This window comes from Streptomyces sp. NPDC001663 (genome assembly GCF_042893105.1).
Lineage (GTDB): Bacteria > Actinomycetota > Actinomycetes > Streptomycetales > Streptomycetaceae > Streptomyces.
Window position 1 is genome coordinate 1 of sequence record NZ_JBIAUR010000023.1, and the last position, 15,835, is coordinate 15,835.

The following is a 15,835-nucleotide window of genomic DNA, read 5'->3' on the forward strand; positions in this document are numbered from 1 at the left end:
GCCCTGCTTCCATGCGTCGGCCCGCACGCGATCACCCGATCAGGAACCCTGTTCGACCAGACCAGCCCCGTGATCGATAAGCGGATGGCGTCTCACGTCGTTCTTCCCCTCTTGTGCTGTTGAGCAGTTGTGCCGTTGGTCAGACAGGCACGCCGCGGGCCTGCCTCTGGACCGTTGGTCGGACGGGCGAGGCGGGCAGCCGGGGCGAGACGATCTTGCAGACCGGCAAGCGGGGATCTCAATGAAGTTGAGGAAGAACTGAGGGAAAAGGTCTTCTACCGGCAGTTACTCGATATTTCAACCATCACTGGCGAGGGGCAGGACCGGCTCCAGAGTCAAGTGCGGTCTCGTCGGATCAGTGCGTCGTAGGCGCCGAAATGCGGTACGGGTTCCCAGTTGCCAGTGACGTCAACACCGTGCCGAGTTTCCTTGGATTCCTCACCATCAACCTCTACCAAGCCTCGAATGATGCCATCGGTGGTGAATTCGTAGACCTCCATTCTCTCCGCGTCCGCATATCCACCCCGCTCCTGCGAATCGCCGTATTCATACGAGGTTGCCGCTTCCAAGAAAAAAGAGCCGTTGATCAGAGTGAACGTATAGTCGAGAGAGTCACGACCAAGCGCATCCATGAAGATGACCGAGCTGTATCCGGTCTCCATGCGCATTTCCACTCGCAGTTCCGGTGCGGAGTTCCCACGGGGAGACGCAACAGCGGTATACAGCTGACCGGAATCATGTCTGGCCTGGGCCTGCTCGGGTGTCAGCGGGCGCATCGGCGTATCGGTGAGGCTGTTCCACCACTCGCAGTAGGACCAGATCATGGCTGCGTGCCTACGCCGTTGCGACCCTGTTCTGGATGAACTCCAACCATTGCCGGAGGGTCATGCCTTCAGGAGGCAGAAGGCCGAGCCCCAGCGCATTGGCTGCGGTGTGGAGTTCCTGATCCGAGGACACCATGGACAGGAGTTCATCGAGCTCTCGCGCTGCCTGTGCCAGATCTTCCGGTAGGGATTCGCTGACATACTCATCGAGAGCCTCATCGCGAGAATTGTAGAAGTATGAGAAATTCTGGTGAAAATAAGCGCCGAGCAGCTGACCCAGCTCGGGGAATCGTTCGTTCCATTCCCAATGGTTCTGCGGGTTAATAAGGGGAATCTGCGACGGGTCTTGCAGGAATCGGTAGAGATGATCCCTGGTGATGCGGAGGCAGTCCTCCACGCTTGTTCCCATCGGAGGGCGGATGTGCGGCAGGTTTTCCACCTCGTCTGCGATCTCTTCGGAGAAGAGTCCGACGGAGAGCAGGTCGTCAATTTGACGGACGGCCGTTTCTGCGCGCGCAGGGTCCCGGGCGGCGATCCTGAGGTAAGAGGCCAGGCCAGGGCCCGGGGTCTCCGCAGTGTCGGAGAATGTGAAGCCGGTGTTCGCATAGGCTTCCAGCAGGTCGCTGAGTTCATAGAATCGGTGCTCTGGCGGAAATTCCTGGCTCATGAGTTGCTCCGAGTGCGCGTGTGTTAGGGCCGGGGGAACGAGGTGAGGACGCGGTATCCGGAGGCCGCTGACGGGTCGGCCTTGAGAATGACACGAACGCCCTTCACCCACTTCGTTCCTTGGCCATGGGTGAAGTCGTAGCGTGTGAGGTAGAGCCCCGTGTTTTCTTGAAAGTCCGCTTCCAGTCGCAGTGTTCCTTTGCCGCCCTTGGCTAGCCAAGCGGATATCTTCCGCTGGTTCCGTTCGGTCGCTAGAGTTTTGTCGGTGAAGCGTTGCGCCGCATCGACGTCAACGTAGCGTGAGTCCTCGTCAAGGCCAGGGTTCTCGCGCAGGCGCCTGCGCATGCCGTGGATGGTCTTGTCGACGTGCCTGTCGATCGTGTGGGCTTCGCTCTTGCCGCCAAGGCTTTTGCCCTCATCACCGCGGACATCTGCCCGGTGCTCGGGCTTTATACGCCCCTTGCGTTTGCTCCTCGGCCACGCGTTGTAGTCCCCACCGGAGCCATTCGATGCGCCCAAGCCCATCAGGACGATCCCGGCCGTGCCGAGAATGCCGGCGTTCAGGGCGGCCTCGGTGGTGAGGACGCCCAGTGCTCCCCCTCCGGCCAGCGCCAGACCTCCGGGTGGGAACAGGGCGAGCAGCGAGAGCAGGAGGAGGGCGAACCCAAGGTAGGCGAGGAAGGAGTTCAGCGCGTCGAGCAGATGGACGGTGTGAATGGTCCTGCCGTCGGGGCCCGCGTCCCCGAACGCCCGCCACAGCAGGAGTACGCCGGTGGTTGCCGCGCCCAGGGCGGTGCCGAGGCGGAAGCGGTGGGCCGCCAGCGATTCGGCCGTGGGCTGGGCCGCGGCGATACGCCAGGTGCGCAGCAAGGTCGTGAGCTGGTAGGCGATCCAGACCAGTGCGGCGATGCCGAAGCCCATGAGGATCCTCGGCCCCGAACCGGTGCTGAAGAACTTCTGCAGCCCGGCGGTCGAGGTGAACGAGCCGACCCCCAGGAACAGCAGCGAGGGGAGCACGAGTACGCACGGAATGAGCAGCAGCCACCGTCGGCGAGGGCCACGGGCCGTTCGGGTCGCCTTCAGCCAGGCGCGGATGTTCAGCGTCCGCCAGGCGCCCGGGTTGTCGGTCGCCTCCATCCGGGCGGTGATCCCGGCGACCACTCGGCGGAGTTCCTCGGTGTCGTCGGGCGGCGCGGACGCGGTGGCGTACAGCAGGGAGCGCCGCAGCCTGACGTAGCGCAGGGCGATCAGCAGGCTCCAGGGCAGGCGCCAGGTCGCGTAGCGCAGCAGGGCTGCCGGGCTGTCGCCGTCGGTGCGTTCGGAAGCCAGCAGGACGCCCGGCACGGTGCGCTTGCCGCGGTGGATCTGACGCAGGTCGACGGCCATGGCTACGGCCAGGCACACCAGGGGCGCCGCCCACGCCTTGCCGTCCAGGGAGTCAAGCCAGTGCGCGGCCTGGCTGGCGGGTTTCTGGACGGCGTAGTTGTTGACCGTGTGATACGCGGCAGCGGCCGCGACCGGGAGCAACGACCACAGACGCACCCACCCCCGTGCGCGCCACAGCAGCCCGACCCCGAGGCCGGCCATGGCCGTGAACACCAGGTGCGAAAAGGTCTCCGTGACCGCGGGGCCGCCCAGGTCCAGCTGACTGAACGGGGCCGGGAGCCAAGCCGTGAACACCTGCTCCGGGCCGGGCACATAGGGCGGCGAGAGGCTGTCGGGGATGATCCAGCCACCGCCGCGGGCGATCGCCCGGTCGGCGTCGAGGCCGTACCGCAAGACCGCCTCCAGCAGCCCGAACCCGCCTCCCAGTGCCGCGCCCAGCACCACGAAGTCGGTCAGCCCCCACTGGCGGCGGACCTTCGGGCTCAACCCGACCAGCAACAGCGGGGAGACCTTGAGCAGTTCCTCCACCCAGGGCGCCACCGTGTAGCTGGTGGTGTTCACCACCGTCAGCAGCGACTGCCCCGACCAGTCGGCGTAGGCGCGGGTGTAGGCGAGCTGCACCAACGCCGTCGCCACACCGCACCCGTACACGCCCACCGCGAGCGCCAGCAGCACGGTGGACAGGCGCACCGAACGGGTTGGCCAGGAAACGGCGAAGAGTTGCAGCACGCCCCAGACGGCCGCCGCCGTCATCATCAACGTCACGCCAGGCCCCCGTTGCACCGGAACGACAATCGATTCGCGATAGTGAATGCGATGCTACGCAGTCAACAGCTTGCACATCAAGGGAGTTGAGGGACTCGACTGCATGGCTTCGACATGTATGCAAATGCGTCGTTCTGTGTCGGCAAAACCAGACCGGCGCGGGCGACACGGCCCGGCGGCCCGCCGTACGGCTCACTGGCAGTTCTGGGCGCCGACACCCGAGGAATCCAAGACGCCTGTTTTCTCGGCCGGGCCACCAATCACCCTCCGTCTCCGTACAGTTGACTTACTGTCACCGACCCAGGGGGATCCGTGAGCTCAGCTGCCGAAACGCCGTCGCCGGATGTGCCGGTGTTGCCCTTCTGGGTGTCGTACGACGATCAGGACGGTCGGCCCGACGACGGGGGCGACTCCATGGGCCTGTTCGGTGGCGGGGACGCCGAGGTGCGGCTGCGGAACGTGCCGCTGGGGCCCCTGCGCAAGAACCTCGCCGATGCCGTGGACGCCTTGCAGGAGGTGTTCGCCGAGGCTGCCGCACGGGGCGGTCCGTTGCCGTTGCGGGAGGCGCATCTGTCCTTGCAGGTGACCGCGAGCGGTGGCGTGCAGTTCGTCGGCAGTGCGCAGGTGCAGCGCAGCCACGGCATCACGCTGGTCTTCAAGCAGTGACCGGTGCGTGATGGGGCGTCACAGAGCGCTGCTCATCGGGGCCAGCGACTATGAAATGCGTGGTGTCTCGCCGCTCCCCTTCATCCCCGCCGACCTCGCCCGCCTCGGGTCGGAACTCGAAGGCCGCGGTTTCGACGACGTCCAGGTCCTGGCCGCGCGCGAAGGCGGCAAGCAGGTCTCGGCGAACTATGTGAACGCCCGGGTCGCCGGGTTTCTCAAGCGCGCCCGCCCGGACGACACGTTGCTCATCCTGCTGAGCGGGCATGGCGTACACGCACGGGGCCGGGACTTCCTCGTGCCGGAGGACATCGACGAGGACACTCACCCCTTCGAGTCCGGGTGCGTGGCCATCGACTGGCGTGAACACCTCGACGAGACCGCTGCCGGTCACGTCGTCTTCCTGATCGACGCCTGCCGGGAGGGAATCGAGCAGGAGTCGATGGGCGTGGAGAGTGTCAGGCAGTGGAGCCGGCAGAAGGTCAGCGCCGCGCTGCGCCGCAAGGTGGCTTATGTGTACGCCTGCTCGCCGGGGCAGTTCGCGCTGTTCGTGCGCCCGCACGACTCGTCCGCCGACCCGGTGGCCGGTGTCCGGCCCGGCGATTCGTTCAGCATCTTCTCCCGGTCCGTGTCGGACGTCATCGCCGCCCATCCTGGTACGGCGGCGCTCGCACTCAGCGAGTTCCAGGACGCCGTACAGGACCGGATGACCGAGCTGCACCGCGCGTACCGCAAGGGCGGGCAGCCCCAGACGGTTCGGGTCGTCACCGACATCGCGTCCGACCGTTTCCTCTTCCTTCCGCCGCCCCGGACGTGGTCGGGCCGTACGCCCGGGCCCTCTGTCGTAAGAACGGACGTCGCTACGACGACGTATGAGAGCGCGGCGATGAGTGTCGGGGCCGACACGCCCCTGCCGCCGACGTATCCGCCGCGCGGCGTTCGGCCGGGCCGACGGCTCCTCGCCGTGCTGCCCCTGCTCGGTCTGCTCGGCGTCGCCGCCTGGGCGGCGGTCACCTATGGCGGCCACGACGACAACACGGGCCGCGGCGCGACTCCGGACAAGTCCGTAGCCGGGGCCGGATCGGGGACCTCGGTCAGGCCCAGCTCCTCCACGGTGCGGCCTTCGAGCACGAACAGCGGGAAGGACAACGGCAGTTCGGGATCGGAGAAGGACACCGTGCCCAGTGGCTCCACACTGCCCAACTGCACACCGAGCGCTGTGGAGTTGACCGTGCGCAGCCGCCACAACACCTACGGCCCCGAGGACACCCCCGCATTCCTGCTGACCGCCAAGAACTCCTCCGGTACCGACTGCAAGGTCGATCTCGGCCCGAAGAAGGCGGTGTTGACGATCACGCAGGCCGGCAGCGACGAAGCATCCTGGTCCTCCGCCGACTGCCCCAAGGGCTCCGGCAGCCTATTGTTCCGGGCGCCCGCCAACGACACCTTCACGTACACCGTGAAGTGGGACCGCAAGCCGAGTGCTCCGCAGTGCGCGACACCTACGGCAGGGCCGACCGGGGCCGGGACATATCTGGTGGAGGTGGTGGCGCCGGGGTTCGGGAAGGCGCAGACGTCATTCGTGCTGCGGTGATCAAGCCTGCTGCACTGCCCCGGTGAGTTCCGCCAGTACCTGTTCCAGCCAGCGCACGTGCATCTGCAGCGCCCGGTCCTTGTAGTCGTGGACCTGGTCCAGGATCTGTGATACGCGGCCCTGGTCGATCCCGGGTGGGCGAGCCCCACCCGTCCGCGGGAAGGGACGCCAGGCCGTCGAGTCGACCAGATCAGGGACGGCTTCCAAAACGCGGCCTAGCCTTGCCTCATGCCCCTGCACGGCAACGACGAGCCGATCGCCCTCCGCCCCGCGGCTGCCGCCGACGCAGAGGTCGTAGCGGATATCTGGCGTGACGGATGGCGCGACGGTCACCTGGGGCACGTACCCGATGCGTTGGTCGCTGTCCGCACGCCCGAGTCGTTCGTGTCGCGGGCGGCCGAGCGGGTCGGGGACACGGTGGTCGCGGTTGTCGGTGGTGTGGTGGCGGGGTTTGTGATGGTGGTCGGGGACGAGGTCGAGCAGCTGTACGTCGGCGCGGCTCACCGTGGGACGGGTGTCGCGGGCGCGCTGCTCGCGCGGGCCGAGCGGCTGGTTCGGGAGCAGGGGTGTGCTCGGGCCTGGCTTGCCGCGGCTACCGGTAATGCTCGGGCTCGGCGGTTCTATGAGCGTCAAGGGTGGGTCGACGAGGGGTCGTTCGAGTATTCGGCGGAGGGTCCTGGTGGGGCGATCGCCGTCCCGTGCCATCGGTACGTCAAGTACCTGGAGCAGCCGGGCAGTTCGGGATCCCGCCGCTGATGGGCGGCCGCCGCCTTGGCGCTGTGCGGGCCGCCCGGTATCCCGGCTGTGCGGCCAGGCGCATCACCAGACCCGTGCGCACACTTCGGCCACGTTCGTCGGGAAGGCGTACGGGCCTCGTGTTGCTGATCGTTTCGATTGGCCGGTGAGTGTGGCGGTTGGCCACACTGTGCGTCGTAGTTGGCCAGTCCGGGGGCGGGTTGGGCGATTCCTGAACAGCGGCCCGGCGCCGAAGCGCCCGGGGCGGGAGCGGGGCGACCGGGGTGTCCGGGATGACTGCCCTCTCGTTCCGGACAAGTGAGAGGGATGCTGTGCGGTTTCAGGCGCGTGGGCGGGGTGCCGGTCGGTGGATCGCGTTCGGGGTGATCGCGTTCGGAGCCCTGTTCCTTGTCATCGGGCTGATCACTGCCGGGATGTCGATCTCGTTGCTGGCGAACGGGGAGCGTGCCCAGGGCACGGTCGTGAGCTTGGACTGGCAGCAGAGCAGCAGCGGTAGCAGCGGTGTCTCGCACAAGACGCGGACGGACAACGGGCCCATGGCGCACCCGGTCGTCGAGTTCACGGCGGCGGACGGCAAGTCGAGGACGTTCACGTCCTCCTCGGGTTCCAATCCGCCGTCTTACGACGTGGGCGAGCGGGTCGAGGTGCTCTACCGCGCGGATTCCCCCGAGGACGCGCAGATCAACGGGTTCGCCTCGCTGTGGCTGCTGCCGCTGGTCTTCGGTGGGCTCGGGCTGCTGGCAGCGGGGATCGGGACGGGCGTGGTGGTGGCGATGCGAAGGCGGTCCTAGGCCGGGGTTGGGCGGGCAGTCAACGGCTTGTGCTGCAAGGGAGTCGTGAGGCGAACGAGATGCCTGCCGTGCGGGCTGCAAATGCGCTCAAGGCATTCGACGCCCTGACTGGCAGGCTGGACTTACGAACAGCGCAGGAGGCCGGGGTTACCCGACCTCGGCTCCACCCCCGTTCAACCGCCCCAGCAACTCCAGCAACATCACCCGGTCCGCCTCCGGCAACCCCCCGAAGCACTCCGCCAGCACCTCGTCGGCCACCCTGTGCCCGGCCCCGAGCACCCGCTCCCCCGCCGGCGTCAGGTGGTGTTCGATGCGGCGGCCGTGGCCCGGGCGGCGGTCCACCAGGTGCTGGGCGGTCAGGCGGCCCGCCAGGGTGCCGAAGGCCTGCTCGGTCTGGAAGGTGGCTCCCGCCAGTTCGCGCGCCGACGCTCCGGGCATCCGGCTGATCGCGCGCAGGGCGTCCCACTGGGCGAGCGTCGTGCCGACCGCCGCCAATGCGCTGTCCAGCGCGCGGTGTTGGCGGTACTGGGCCTCTTTGACCGCCCGGCCGAGGAGTTGCAGGTCAGCGTGCATGGCGCGAGTCTAACCGAAAACTAAGCTAGCTTATATAAGCATGTTTAGTTAAGGTGGGTGGCATGCCTACAGATCACACCTCGCAGGTGTCCGCCGACCTGTCCGTCATCGTCTCCGAAGCCGGGCCCGAGACCGGCCGCCCCGTCCTCGTCCTGCACGGCGGCGGAGGCCCCGCCACCGTCGCCGGGATCGCCGGGCACCTGTCGCGGAGCGCCCGCACCCTCACCCCCGTCCACCCCGGCTGGGACGGCACCCCGCGCCCCGACTGGTGCACCGGCGTCGACGACCTCGCCCTCGCCTATCTGCACCTCCTCGAGGACCGCGACCTGCGGGACGTGCTGGTGGTGGGCTCCTCGCTCGGTGGCTGGATCGCGGCCGAGATGGCCGTACGGGACGGCGGGCGCCGTATCGGCGGGCTCGTACTGATCGACGCCGTCGGGGTGTACGTCGAGGCCGAGCCGATCGCGGACTACTTCGCCCTCGACCCGCGCGCCGCCGCCGAGCTCTCCTGGCACGAACCGGACCGCTACTTCATCGACCCCGCCGCCCTGCCCGCCGACCAACTCGCCGTCCGCCAGGGCAACATGGCCACGATGCGGGTCCTCGCGGGCGACCCCTACATGCACGACCCGAAGCTGCTGCGCCGGCTGGGGCGGGTGCGCCGGCCGGCCCTGCTGCTCTGGGGAGAGAGCGACCGCATCGTGACGCCTGCCTATGGCGCCGCGTACGCCGCCGCGTTCGGCAACGGGCGGCTGGAGGTCATTCCCAAGGCCGGTCACCTTCCGCAGATCGAGCAGCCGGAGGCCACCCTCGCGCTCATTGACTCCCATCTACGGCAGACGAGCTGAGCCGCCCGAGGTAGGTCGCGATCGTGTCGCACCCGCGGCCACCGGTCGTCACGGCCGGACTCACCCCCTGCGCTTCGTCCACCGAGCCGCGAGTTAGCCTCGGGCACATCAGTCAAAGCGGTAGGAGGCAGGCATGGCCAAGGTTCCCAGCGCGGTGGTCGCCGCGGGCGGGCTCATCGGTGGGTACGGCGTGGCCCGCTGGACCAGGAAGCGGCAGCTGGGCGGGGCCGTGCTGGCCGTCGCGGGGGCCGCGGCCGCGCAGCAGTGGCGGCAGCAGGCCGGCGGCAAGGCCGCGGGGGCGCTGACGGCCGCGTATGTCGCCGCCTTCGGGGCGTCCCATCCGCTGGCCAAGAAGGTGGGCGCCTGGCCCGCGGTGTTCGGGGTGGCCGGTGCCGTGGCGCTGGCGTCCTGGGCGGTCGCCGACCGGCACGCGTAGGCTCCGCCGGTTCTGCCGCGATGGGTCGTGTTTCGTCTGCGGCGCCTTGGGGGCTGGTCGCGCAGTTCCCCGCGCACCTTTGGGGCGCCGACGAACCGCATCGGACGCCGCCGAGCCAGTTTTCGTTATCGTTCGCCACACTGCCCGTCTCCGTGGCATGCATGCGACACGACAGATCAGCCGCCGCACCATGCTCAAGGCCTCGGGCGCCGCAGCCGGAGCCGTCGGGATCGCCTCCCTCGCCACCCCCTCGGTGGCGGCGGGCGGCGGCTTCGCGCACCCCGGGCTCCTCCACACCCGTACCGACCTCGCCCGCATGGCCGCCAAGGTGAAGGCCGGCGCCGCCCCCTACACCGCGGGATACGCGAAGCTGACCGCCAACCGGCATGCGCAGAGCGGCTGGACGGCCAATCCGCAGGCCACCGTGTACCGCGGCGCGGGGTCGCCGCAGAACTACGCGACCCTCTACAACGACATCCACGCCGCCTACCAGAACGCCCTGCGCTACCACGTCGGCGGCGACAGCGCCCACGCCGACACCGCCGTCGCGATCCTCAACGCCTGGTCGGCGAAGCTTACGTCGCTCGCCGGGAGCGCGGACCGGTTCCTCGCGGCCGGGCTCTACGGCTACCAGGCCGCCAACGCCGCCGAACTCGTCCGGGACCACGGTGACTTCGAGCTCGGCCGCTTCCAGGAGATGCTCAGCAAGGTCTTCGCACCGCTCAACGACGACTTCCTGGTCCACCACAACAACGCCGTCGTCACCAACTACTGGACGAACTGGGACCTGTGCGCGATGGCCGGCGTCCTGGCCACCGGGATCTTCTGCGACGACAAGGCCCAGGTCGCCCGCGCCGTCGACTACTTCAAGCACGGCGAGGGGCTCGGATCGATCAAGCACGCCATTCCCGTCGTGCACGACGACGGGCTCGCCGAGTGGCTGGAGGCGGGGCGCGACGAGGGGCACGCGCTGCTCGGGGTCGGGCTGATGGGCACGTTCTGCGAGATGGCGTGGAACCAGGGGATCGACCTTTACGGCTACGACGACAGCCGGTTCCTCAAGGGCGCGCAGTACGTGGCCAAGTGGAGCCTGGGCGGGGATGTGCCGTACACCGCCAACACCCGCCGGAAGGGGGCGATCGGGGGCTGGTCCGGCAGTGAGACGGCCACCCGGGCCGCCGGTGTGGACCCGAACATGCAGCGGCCGATCTGGGCGATGATCGCCAACCACTACACCAAGCGGCGAGGGCTGTCCGCGACGTACCTCACCCGGATCGCGGCCAAGACCGCACCCGAGGGGGGCGGCGGGGACTACGGGCCCAACAGCGGTGGATACGACCAACTCGGGTTCGGGACGCTGGCGTTCACGAGGGACAAGTCGGCGGGTACGACGGCGACACCCACGCCGGCTGCTTCGGCCTCGGCGTCGGGGTCGGGCGGTGCGTCCGACCCGCGGCCCCAGAGCGCGGCCACCTCGTCCGCATCCGCGTCCGCCTCACCGGCCGGGGGTGACCTTGCCGCGACCGGTTCCGGTGACGCCATCGGGTGGACGGCCGCCGCGGGCGTGACCGCCGTGGCCGGAGGCCTGCTCTTCATGCGCCGCCGGGACCGGATTCGACGCGACGGCGCTCAGTAGGGGCCGTAGGCAGCGGTGGGCGAGTGGGGTGCGCAACCCGGCGCCACGGGTGCCGGTACGGCGCCCCCTCACGCCCCCAGTGCCCGCGACACCGTGTAGATCAACAAGCCGGCCAGCGAACCCACCACCGTGCCGTTGATCCGGATGAACTGCAGGTCGCGGCCGATGTGGGCCTCGATCTTGCGGGTGGTGTGCTCGGCGTCCCAGCCTGCCACCGTGTCCGTGATCAGGGAGGTGATCTCCTTGCGGTAGGTGGTGACGACGTACACGGCCGCGCCCTCCACCCAGCCGTCCACCTTGGCCTGCACCTTCGGGTCGACGGCCATCCGCGCCCCCAGCGACAGCAGCGAGGCCCGCACCCGCAGCCGCAGCTCGCTGCGCTCGTCCTCCGCCGCCGAGACGATCATGGATCGTACGGCGGTCCAGGCTGAGGCGATCAGGTCCTGGACCTCGCCGCGGCCCAGGACCTCGCCCTTGAGCCGCTCGACACGCGTGCGTGTGTCCGTGTCGGACTGGAGGTCGGAGGCGAAGTCGGTGAGGAAGCGGTCGAGGGCGCCGCGGGCCGGGTGGGAGGGCATGTCGCGCATCTCGGTGACGAAGCGCAGCAGTTCCTTGTAGACGCGCTCGCCGACCCTCTTGTCGACGAAACGCGGCGTCCAGCCGGGGGCGCCGCCCTGGACGGCGTCCATGATCTCGGTGTCGTGCCAGACCAGCCAGTCGTGCGCGCGCGTGACGATCAGGTCGACGGCCCGCTTGTGGCCGCCGTCCGCGACGATCTTCTCCAGCATCTTGCCTATGCCGGGCCCGATCTCCTGGGCGTCGGCCCGTCGGGTGATCGCCTCGCCGACGACCGCCTGGACGTCGGAGTCGCGCAGCACCGTCAGCGCGCCCCTGAGCGCGGCCGACAGCTCGGCCGTCACCCGGTCCGCGTGCTCGGGCTCGGCGAGCCATGCGCCGAGCCGGCTGCCGATGCCGACGGCGCGCAGTCGCTGTCGTACGACATCCTGCGAGAGGAAGTTCTCCCCGACGAACTCGCCCAGGGAGATGCCCAACTGGTCCTTCTTCGTCGGGATGATCGCGGTGTGCGGGATGGGCAGGCCCAGCGGGTGGCGGAAGAGGGCCGTGACCGCGAACCAGTCGGCGAGCGCGCCGACCATGCCGGCCTCGGCGGCCGCGGCCACATAGCCCGCCCACGCACCGGCGCCCTCATGGGAGGCCCATTTGGCGAGGACGTACACCAGCGCCACGAACAGCAGCAGCCCCGCCGCCGTGAGCTTCATCCGGCGCACCCCGCGCTGCTTCTCCTCGTCGGCGGCGCTGAACGTCGTCATCGCACGCACGGCCGCGGCGGGCACGGTCCGGTCACCGGGCGGAGCCGAGCGGTTACCCGCCGGGGCCTCCCGGGCATGCTGAACTACGTCACTCGCTCCCGTTTCATCCGGATTAGTGCGTTCCATCCACTCCACCCGTTCGTGATCCCCTGCACACATTGTCCCTTCCTGACCGACTACTGGAACGGAACAAGAGTTCCCGGCGTCTGTCGGGAGGGGGGAGCTCATCGTGAACTCCGGTGGCCCAATGGGGGGTCCTGTTCAACCACCCCTCATCCCATGCCGCATCATTGGGATGATCACATCGGAGCCTCGGGCTCCCACTGCCCGAGGAGACACGCACCGCATGACCAGGCGTCACGGTTATGCCCTGCTTTCCGCGATCATCGCCCTGATCGTGGGCCTTTCCACAGCCATATACGTCGGCGTCGCCGCCGACAACGGCAGCACCAGCACCAACGCCCTCGCCAAGGGCGGCGCCGCGCGGGGCCCGGCTGCCCCCGCCTCCACCGGCATCTGGGTCGGCGCCTGGTCGGCCTCCCCGGCCGGGGCCGAGCCCGGCACCGAGACGTCGGGGATGGCGGGCCGCTCGGTCCGCAACGTCGTGCACACGAGCGTCGGCGGTACGAGTGCCCGCATCACGCTCTCCAATCTCTACGGCCAGTCGGCGCTGACCATCACGCACGCCTCGATCGCCGTGGCCGTCACCTCCGACAGCGCGGCGGCGACCGCGGAGACCATGCGGCGGCTGACGTTCGGCGGGAACACCGCGGTGGTCATCCCGGCCGGCCGCCAGATCCTGAGCGACGCGGTCCGCATCGTCATCCCGCAGGGCAGCGACGTCCTGGTCACCACGTACTCCCCCACCGCCTCCGGCCCGGTCACCTTCCACCCGCACGCCCGCCAGATCTCCTACGTCGGCCAGGGCGACCTCACCGAGGACGTGACCGGCACCGGGTACACCGAGCAGACGCCGTACTGGCGTTACATCACCGCGCTGGACGTGCTCAGCAACGACGCCGACGGCACCGTGGTCGCCTTCGGCGACTCCCTCACCGACGGCATCACCTCCACCCAGGGCGCCAACCACCGCTGGACGGACGTCCTTTCGGACCGGCTGCGCACGGCGGTCGAGTCCGGCCAGGACGTGCCCCGCTACAGCGTCGTCAACCAGGGCATCAGCGGCAACCAGGTCCTCGCCAACGGCCTGGGCCGCCCCGCCGACAACCAGAGCGGCCTCGGCCGCTTCTCCCGCGACGTCCTCTCCCGTACGAACGTCAAGGTCATCGTCATCGACCTCGGCGTCAACGACATCCTGCGCAACCCGAAGCTCGCCGACCCGAACAAGATCCTCGCCGGCCTGCACACGCTGGTCGGCCAGGCCCACGCCCGCGGTATCAAGGTCATCGGCGCGACCCTGATGCCGTTCCAGGGCCACCGGGGCTACACACCGGCACGCGAGGCGGTACGCCAGACCGTGAACGCCGAGATCCGCTCGGGCCGGGTCTACGACGCGGTGGTCGACTTCGACAAGGCGCTCAGGGACCCGTACAACCCGCGCAAGCTGCGCTCGGACTACGACTCCGGGGACCACCTTCACCCGAGCGACAAGGGGTACGCGCGGATGGCGGAGGTCTTCGACCTGGACGAACTGAAGGGCTCGGCACCGGCGCAGCTGTAGTCGCAGCTCGGCCGCTCAGTAGTCGCCGTGCCGGCGCCGGTCCCGCTCCTCCCTGCGCTCCCGGTGCCGCTCCCGCCGCTCCTCGTGCCGCTGCCGCCGCTCCTCGTGCAGGTCGCTCCGCCACTCGCGGTGCTCCTCGAGCATCCGGCGGTGGCCCTCGTACCCCTCGTCCAGTGACAGCCCGGTCCTGCGGTCCAGCTTCTCCTGGCGGCGCTCCTCCTTCAGGCGGCGCCGCTCCTCCTTGGTGAGCTTGCGCTCGACACCGACACCGCCCCAGAAGGCGAACCCGTTCACGATCACCCGCGGCGCACCCGGCTCCCCCGGCACGCCCTCCTCACGGTGGTCGAAGCCGCCCATGATCCCGATGCCGCGCACGACGACCTCGACCCCCGGCGGCACGATGATGTTCATCCCGCCCATGATCGCGACGCAGTTGATCTCGACCTCACCGGCAGCGAAGTTCGCCTCGCGCAGGTCGATCTCCCCGCCGCCCCAGAAGGCGAAGCAGTTGAACACCCTCGGCACGGTCCAGCGCCCCTTGCGCTGGAACCCCGACATGACGGCGACCGCCCACGTCGACGACCCCTCGCCGCCGACGATCCGCCCGGCCCAACTCCCGCTCGGCACGGGCTCCTTGGCCAGCGACACGGGAGGCGGCGGCGTGACACCGGCGACCGGCAGGTCACGGGTGATCGGCGTCAGTTCGCCGTACGTCCGCGCCTTGTAGGTGGCCTCCAGCCGCTCCTCGAACTCCTCCATGTCGAGACGGCCCTCCGCGAGGGCGTCCCGCAGGACCTCGGCGACTCGTTCACGATCGGCGTCGGATGCGCGAAGTTCCGGGACTGCGGCGTCGTCGGTCATGGACAGCAGCCTACGAGTTCACCCGGCGGGAGGCTACGAGACCGCTTTCTCCGCCTCGCCGGCCGCCGAACCCGCGTACATCTTCGCGATCACCGCCTCGATGTCCGGCTCCCGCACCGACAGATCCACCAGCGGATACTCCGCCGCGATCCGCGCCACCAGCGCAGCCGCCGACTCGGCCGCCGGGAACGCCAGCCACTGCCGCGGCCCCTCCACCTTCACCACCCGCGCGGGCGCCGCGTCGATCGGCGGCAGCTCCCGCTCCAGGTCCACCACCAGGGTCCGTTCGCTCTCCCCCACCTCGTGCAGCCCGGCGAGGGGGCCGTCGTACATGAGCCGCCCGTGGTCGATGACCATCACCCGCGAGCACAACTGCTCGATGTCCTGCAGGTCGTGGGTGGTCAGCAGGACCGTGGTCCCCCGCTCGACGTTCAACTCCCGCAGAAACCCCCGCACCTTGGCCTTCGAGATCACGTCCAGCCCGATCGTCGGCTCGTCCAGGTACAGCACCTCCGGGTCGTGCAGCAGCGCCGCCGCGATGTCGCCGCGCATCCGCTGGCCCAGCGACAGCTGCCGTACCGGAACCTCCAACAGCTCGCCCAGTTCGAGGAGTTCGACACAGCGGTCGAGGTTCTCGCGGTAACGGGCGTCCGGGATCCGGTACATGCGGTGCATCAGCTTGTACGAGTCGATCAGCGGCAGGTCCCACCACAGCGTCGTACGCTGCCCGAACACCACCCCGATGCGATGCGCGAGCCGCGTACGCTCACGGGACGGGTCGATGCCCGCGACCCGCAGCCGGCCGCCGCTCGGGGTCAGGATTCCCGTCAGCATCTTGATGGTCGTCGACTTGCCGGCGCCGTTCGGCCCGATGTACCCGACCATCTCGCCGCGCGCCACGGTGAAGGAGATGGAGTCGACGGCACGGACCTGACGGCGTTCCCGTTTGAGGAACCCGGTCTTCCTGCGCACGTCGAAGACCTTCTCGACGCGGTCGAGCTCGATGAAGTCACTGTCCACTGTC

At 69.1% G+C, this 15,835-nt stretch carries 16 protein-coding genes; 8 read left to right on the forward strand and 8 right to left on the reverse strand.

All coding sequences use genetic code 11. From position 1 onward, the window contains the following. Positions 1 to 335: 335 nt before the first annotated feature. Genes ACFY1L_RS47920 through ACFY1L_RS47930 form a run of 3 tightly spaced genes read right to left on the reverse strand, consistent with a single transcriptional unit; the run spans position 336 to position 3,632 of the window. On the reverse strand, positions 336 to 824 hold the full coding sequence (locus ACFY1L_RS47920) for a hypothetical protein (protein ID WP_351330793.1): 489 nt from the start codon (positions 822 to 824) through the stop codon (positions 336 to 338). A gap of 10 nt (positions 825 to 834) precedes the next feature. Further along, positions 835 to 1,491: a contact-dependent growth inhibition system immunity protein gene (locus ACFY1L_RS47925; protein ID WP_351330791.1), complete on the reverse strand. Its 657-nt coding sequence runs from the start codon at positions 1,489 to 1,491 to the stop codon at positions 835 to 837. Positions 1,492 to 1,514: 23 nt separating this feature from the next. Next, positions 1,515 to 3,632, reverse strand: coding sequence for an RNase A-like domain-containing protein (locus ACFY1L_RS47930; protein WP_388840919.1), 2,118 nt, complete (start codon positions 3,630 to 3,632; stop codon positions 1,515 to 1,517). 321 nt (positions 3,633 to 3,953) lie between these two features. Here ACFY1L_RS47930 and ACFY1L_RS47935 point away from each other — a divergent pair, with 321 nt between their 5' ends. Together ACFY1L_RS47935 and ACFY1L_RS47940 are read left to right on the forward strand one after the other, a co-directional pair. After that, positions 3,954 to 4,307: a hypothetical protein gene (locus tag ACFY1L_RS47935; protein ID WP_388840521.1), complete on the forward strand. Its 354-nt coding sequence runs from the start codon at positions 3,954 to 3,956 to the stop codon at positions 4,305 to 4,307. Between the two features lie 10 nt (positions 4,308 to 4,317). After that, on the forward strand, positions 4,318 to 5,898 hold the full coding sequence (locus ACFY1L_RS47940) for a caspase family protein (RefSeq protein WP_388840524.1): 1,581 nt from the start codon (positions 4,318 to 4,320) through the stop codon (positions 5,896 to 5,898). On the opposite strand, the gene ACFY1L_RS47945 is transcribed toward ACFY1L_RS47940, so the two are convergent. Beyond that, positions 5,899 to 6,402, reverse strand: coding sequence for a hypothetical protein (locus ACFY1L_RS47945; RefSeq protein ID WP_388840938.1), 504 nt, complete (start codon positions 6,400 to 6,402; stop codon positions 5,899 to 5,901). It abuts the gene before it with no gap. Here ACFY1L_RS47945 and ACFY1L_RS47950 point away from each other — a divergent pair. Together ACFY1L_RS47950 and ACFY1L_RS47955 are read left to right on the forward strand one after the other, a co-directional pair. Then, complete coding sequence (locus ACFY1L_RS47950; protein WP_388840922.1) at positions 6,316 to 6,654, forward strand: GNAT family N-acetyltransferase; 339 nt, start codon at positions 6,316 to 6,318, stop codon at positions 6,652 to 6,654. The genes ACFY1L_RS47945 and ACFY1L_RS47950 overlap by 87 nt on opposite strands. A gap of 362 nt (positions 6,655 to 7,016) precedes the next feature. Next, on the forward strand, positions 7,017 to 7,445 hold the full coding sequence (locus ACFY1L_RS47955; RefSeq protein ID WP_388840527.1) for a DUF3592 domain-containing protein: 429 nt from the start codon (positions 7,017 to 7,019) through the stop codon (positions 7,443 to 7,445). A gap of 147 nt (positions 7,446 to 7,592) precedes the next feature. On the opposite strand, the gene ACFY1L_RS47960 is transcribed toward ACFY1L_RS47955, so the two are convergent. After that, on the reverse strand, positions 7,593 to 8,018 hold the full coding sequence (locus ACFY1L_RS47960; protein ID WP_388840530.1) for a MarR family winged helix-turn-helix transcriptional regulator: 426 nt from the start codon (positions 8,016 to 8,018) through the stop codon (positions 7,593 to 7,595). Positions 8,019 to 8,080: 62 nt separating this feature from the next. Here ACFY1L_RS47960 and ACFY1L_RS47965 point away from each other — a divergent pair, with 62 nt between their 5' ends. The 3 genes from ACFY1L_RS47965 to ACFY1L_RS47975 all read left to right on the forward strand — a co-directional run bounded on the left by ACFY1L_RS47965 (position 8,081) and on the right by ACFY1L_RS47975 (position 10,938). Then, entirely contained in the window at positions 8,081 to 8,866 is a 786-nt protein-coding gene (locus ACFY1L_RS47965; protein WP_388840533.1) for an alpha/beta fold hydrolase, read from the forward strand. Positions 8,867 to 8,999: 133 nt separating this feature from the next. Then, positions 9,000 to 9,302 carry a hypothetical protein gene (locus ACFY1L_RS47970; protein ID WP_388840536.1) on the forward strand — a complete coding sequence of 101 codons (303 nt, stop codon included), beginning with the start codon at positions 9,000 to 9,002 and terminating at the stop codon, positions 9,300 to 9,302. 190 nt (positions 9,303 to 9,492) lie between these two features. After that, positions 9,493 to 10,938 (forward strand): alginate lyase family protein, encoded by a 1,446-nt coding sequence (locus ACFY1L_RS47975; RefSeq protein WP_388840925.1) that lies wholly within the window; start codon positions 9,493 to 9,495, stop codon positions 10,936 to 10,938. Positions 10,939 to 11,006: 68 nt separating this feature from the next. On the opposite strand, the gene ACFY1L_RS47980 is transcribed toward ACFY1L_RS47975, so the two are convergent. After that, positions 11,007 to 12,428 (reverse strand): DUF445 domain-containing protein, encoded by a 1,422-nt coding sequence (locus ACFY1L_RS47980; RefSeq protein WP_388840539.1) that lies wholly within the window; start codon positions 12,426 to 12,428, stop codon positions 11,007 to 11,009. A 187-nt stretch (positions 12,429 to 12,615) separates the two neighbouring features. On the opposite strand from ACFY1L_RS47980, the gene ACFY1L_RS47985 reads away from it, so the two are divergent. Beyond that, complete coding sequence (locus tag ACFY1L_RS47985) at positions 12,616 to 13,950, forward strand: SGNH/GDSL hydrolase family protein (protein WP_388840542.1); 1,335 nt, start codon at positions 12,616 to 12,618, stop codon at positions 13,948 to 13,950. A gap of 15 nt (positions 13,951 to 13,965) precedes the next feature. Here the strand turns inward: ACFY1L_RS47985 and ACFY1L_RS47990 are convergent, their stop codons facing one another. Then, positions 13,966 to 14,811 carry a DUF1707 domain-containing protein gene (locus ACFY1L_RS47990; RefSeq protein ID WP_388840545.1) on the reverse strand — a complete coding sequence of 282 codons (846 nt, stop codon included), beginning with the start codon at positions 14,809 to 14,811 and terminating at the stop codon, positions 13,966 to 13,968. Positions 14,812 to 14,844: 33 nt separating this feature from the next. Beyond that, positions 14,845 to 15,831, reverse strand: a complete 987-nt coding sequence (locus tag ACFY1L_RS47995; protein ID WP_388840548.1) for an ATP-binding cassette domain-containing protein — start codon at positions 15,829 to 15,831, stop codon at positions 14,845 to 14,847. Positions 15,832 to 15,835: the final 4 nt, after the last annotated feature.

Excerpts from the sequence above, each read along its gene's own strand:
- ACFY1L_RS47940 (WP_388840524.1), top strand. The coding sequence starts at position 4,318 with ATGGGGCGTCACAGAGCGCTGCTCATCGGGGCCAGCGACTATGAAATG.
- ACFY1L_RS47960 (WP_388840530.1), bottom strand. The coding sequence starts at position 8,018 with ATGCACGCTGACCTGCAACTCCTCGGCCGGGCGGTCAAAGAGGCCCAG.
- ACFY1L_RS47920 (WP_351330793.1), bottom strand. The coding sequence starts at position 824 with ATGATCTGGTCCTACTGCGAGTGGTGGAACAGCCTCACCGATACGCCG.
- ACFY1L_RS47980 (WP_388840539.1), bottom strand. The coding sequence starts at position 12,428 with ATGTGTGCAGGGGATCACGAACGGGTGGAGTGGATGGAACGCACTAAT.
- ACFY1L_RS47975 (WP_388840925.1), top strand. The coding sequence starts at position 9,493 with ATGCTCAAGGCCTCGGGCGCCGCAGCCGGAGCCGTCGGGATCGCCTCC.
- ACFY1L_RS47985 (WP_388840542.1), top strand. The coding sequence starts at position 12,616 with ATGACCAGGCGTCACGGTTATGCCCTGCTTTCCGCGATCATCGCCCTG.
- ACFY1L_RS47925 (WP_351330791.1), bottom strand. The coding sequence starts at position 1,491 with ATGAGCCAGGAATTTCCGCCAGAGCACCGATTCTATGAACTCAGCGAC.
- ACFY1L_RS47965 (WP_388840533.1), top strand. The coding sequence starts at position 8,081 with ATGCCTACAGATCACACCTCGCAGGTGTCCGCCGACCTGTCCGTCATC.
- ACFY1L_RS47930 (WP_388840919.1), bottom strand. The coding sequence starts at position 3,632 with ATGATGACGGCGGCGGCCGTCTGGGGCGTGCTGCAACTCTTCGCCGTT.
- ACFY1L_RS47970 (WP_388840536.1), top strand. The coding sequence starts at position 9,000 with ATGGCCAAGGTTCCCAGCGCGGTGGTCGCCGCGGGCGGGCTCATCGGT.
- ACFY1L_RS47990 (WP_388840545.1), bottom strand. The coding sequence starts at position 14,811 with ATGACCGACGACGCCGCAGTCCCGGAACTTCGCGCATCCGACGCCGAT.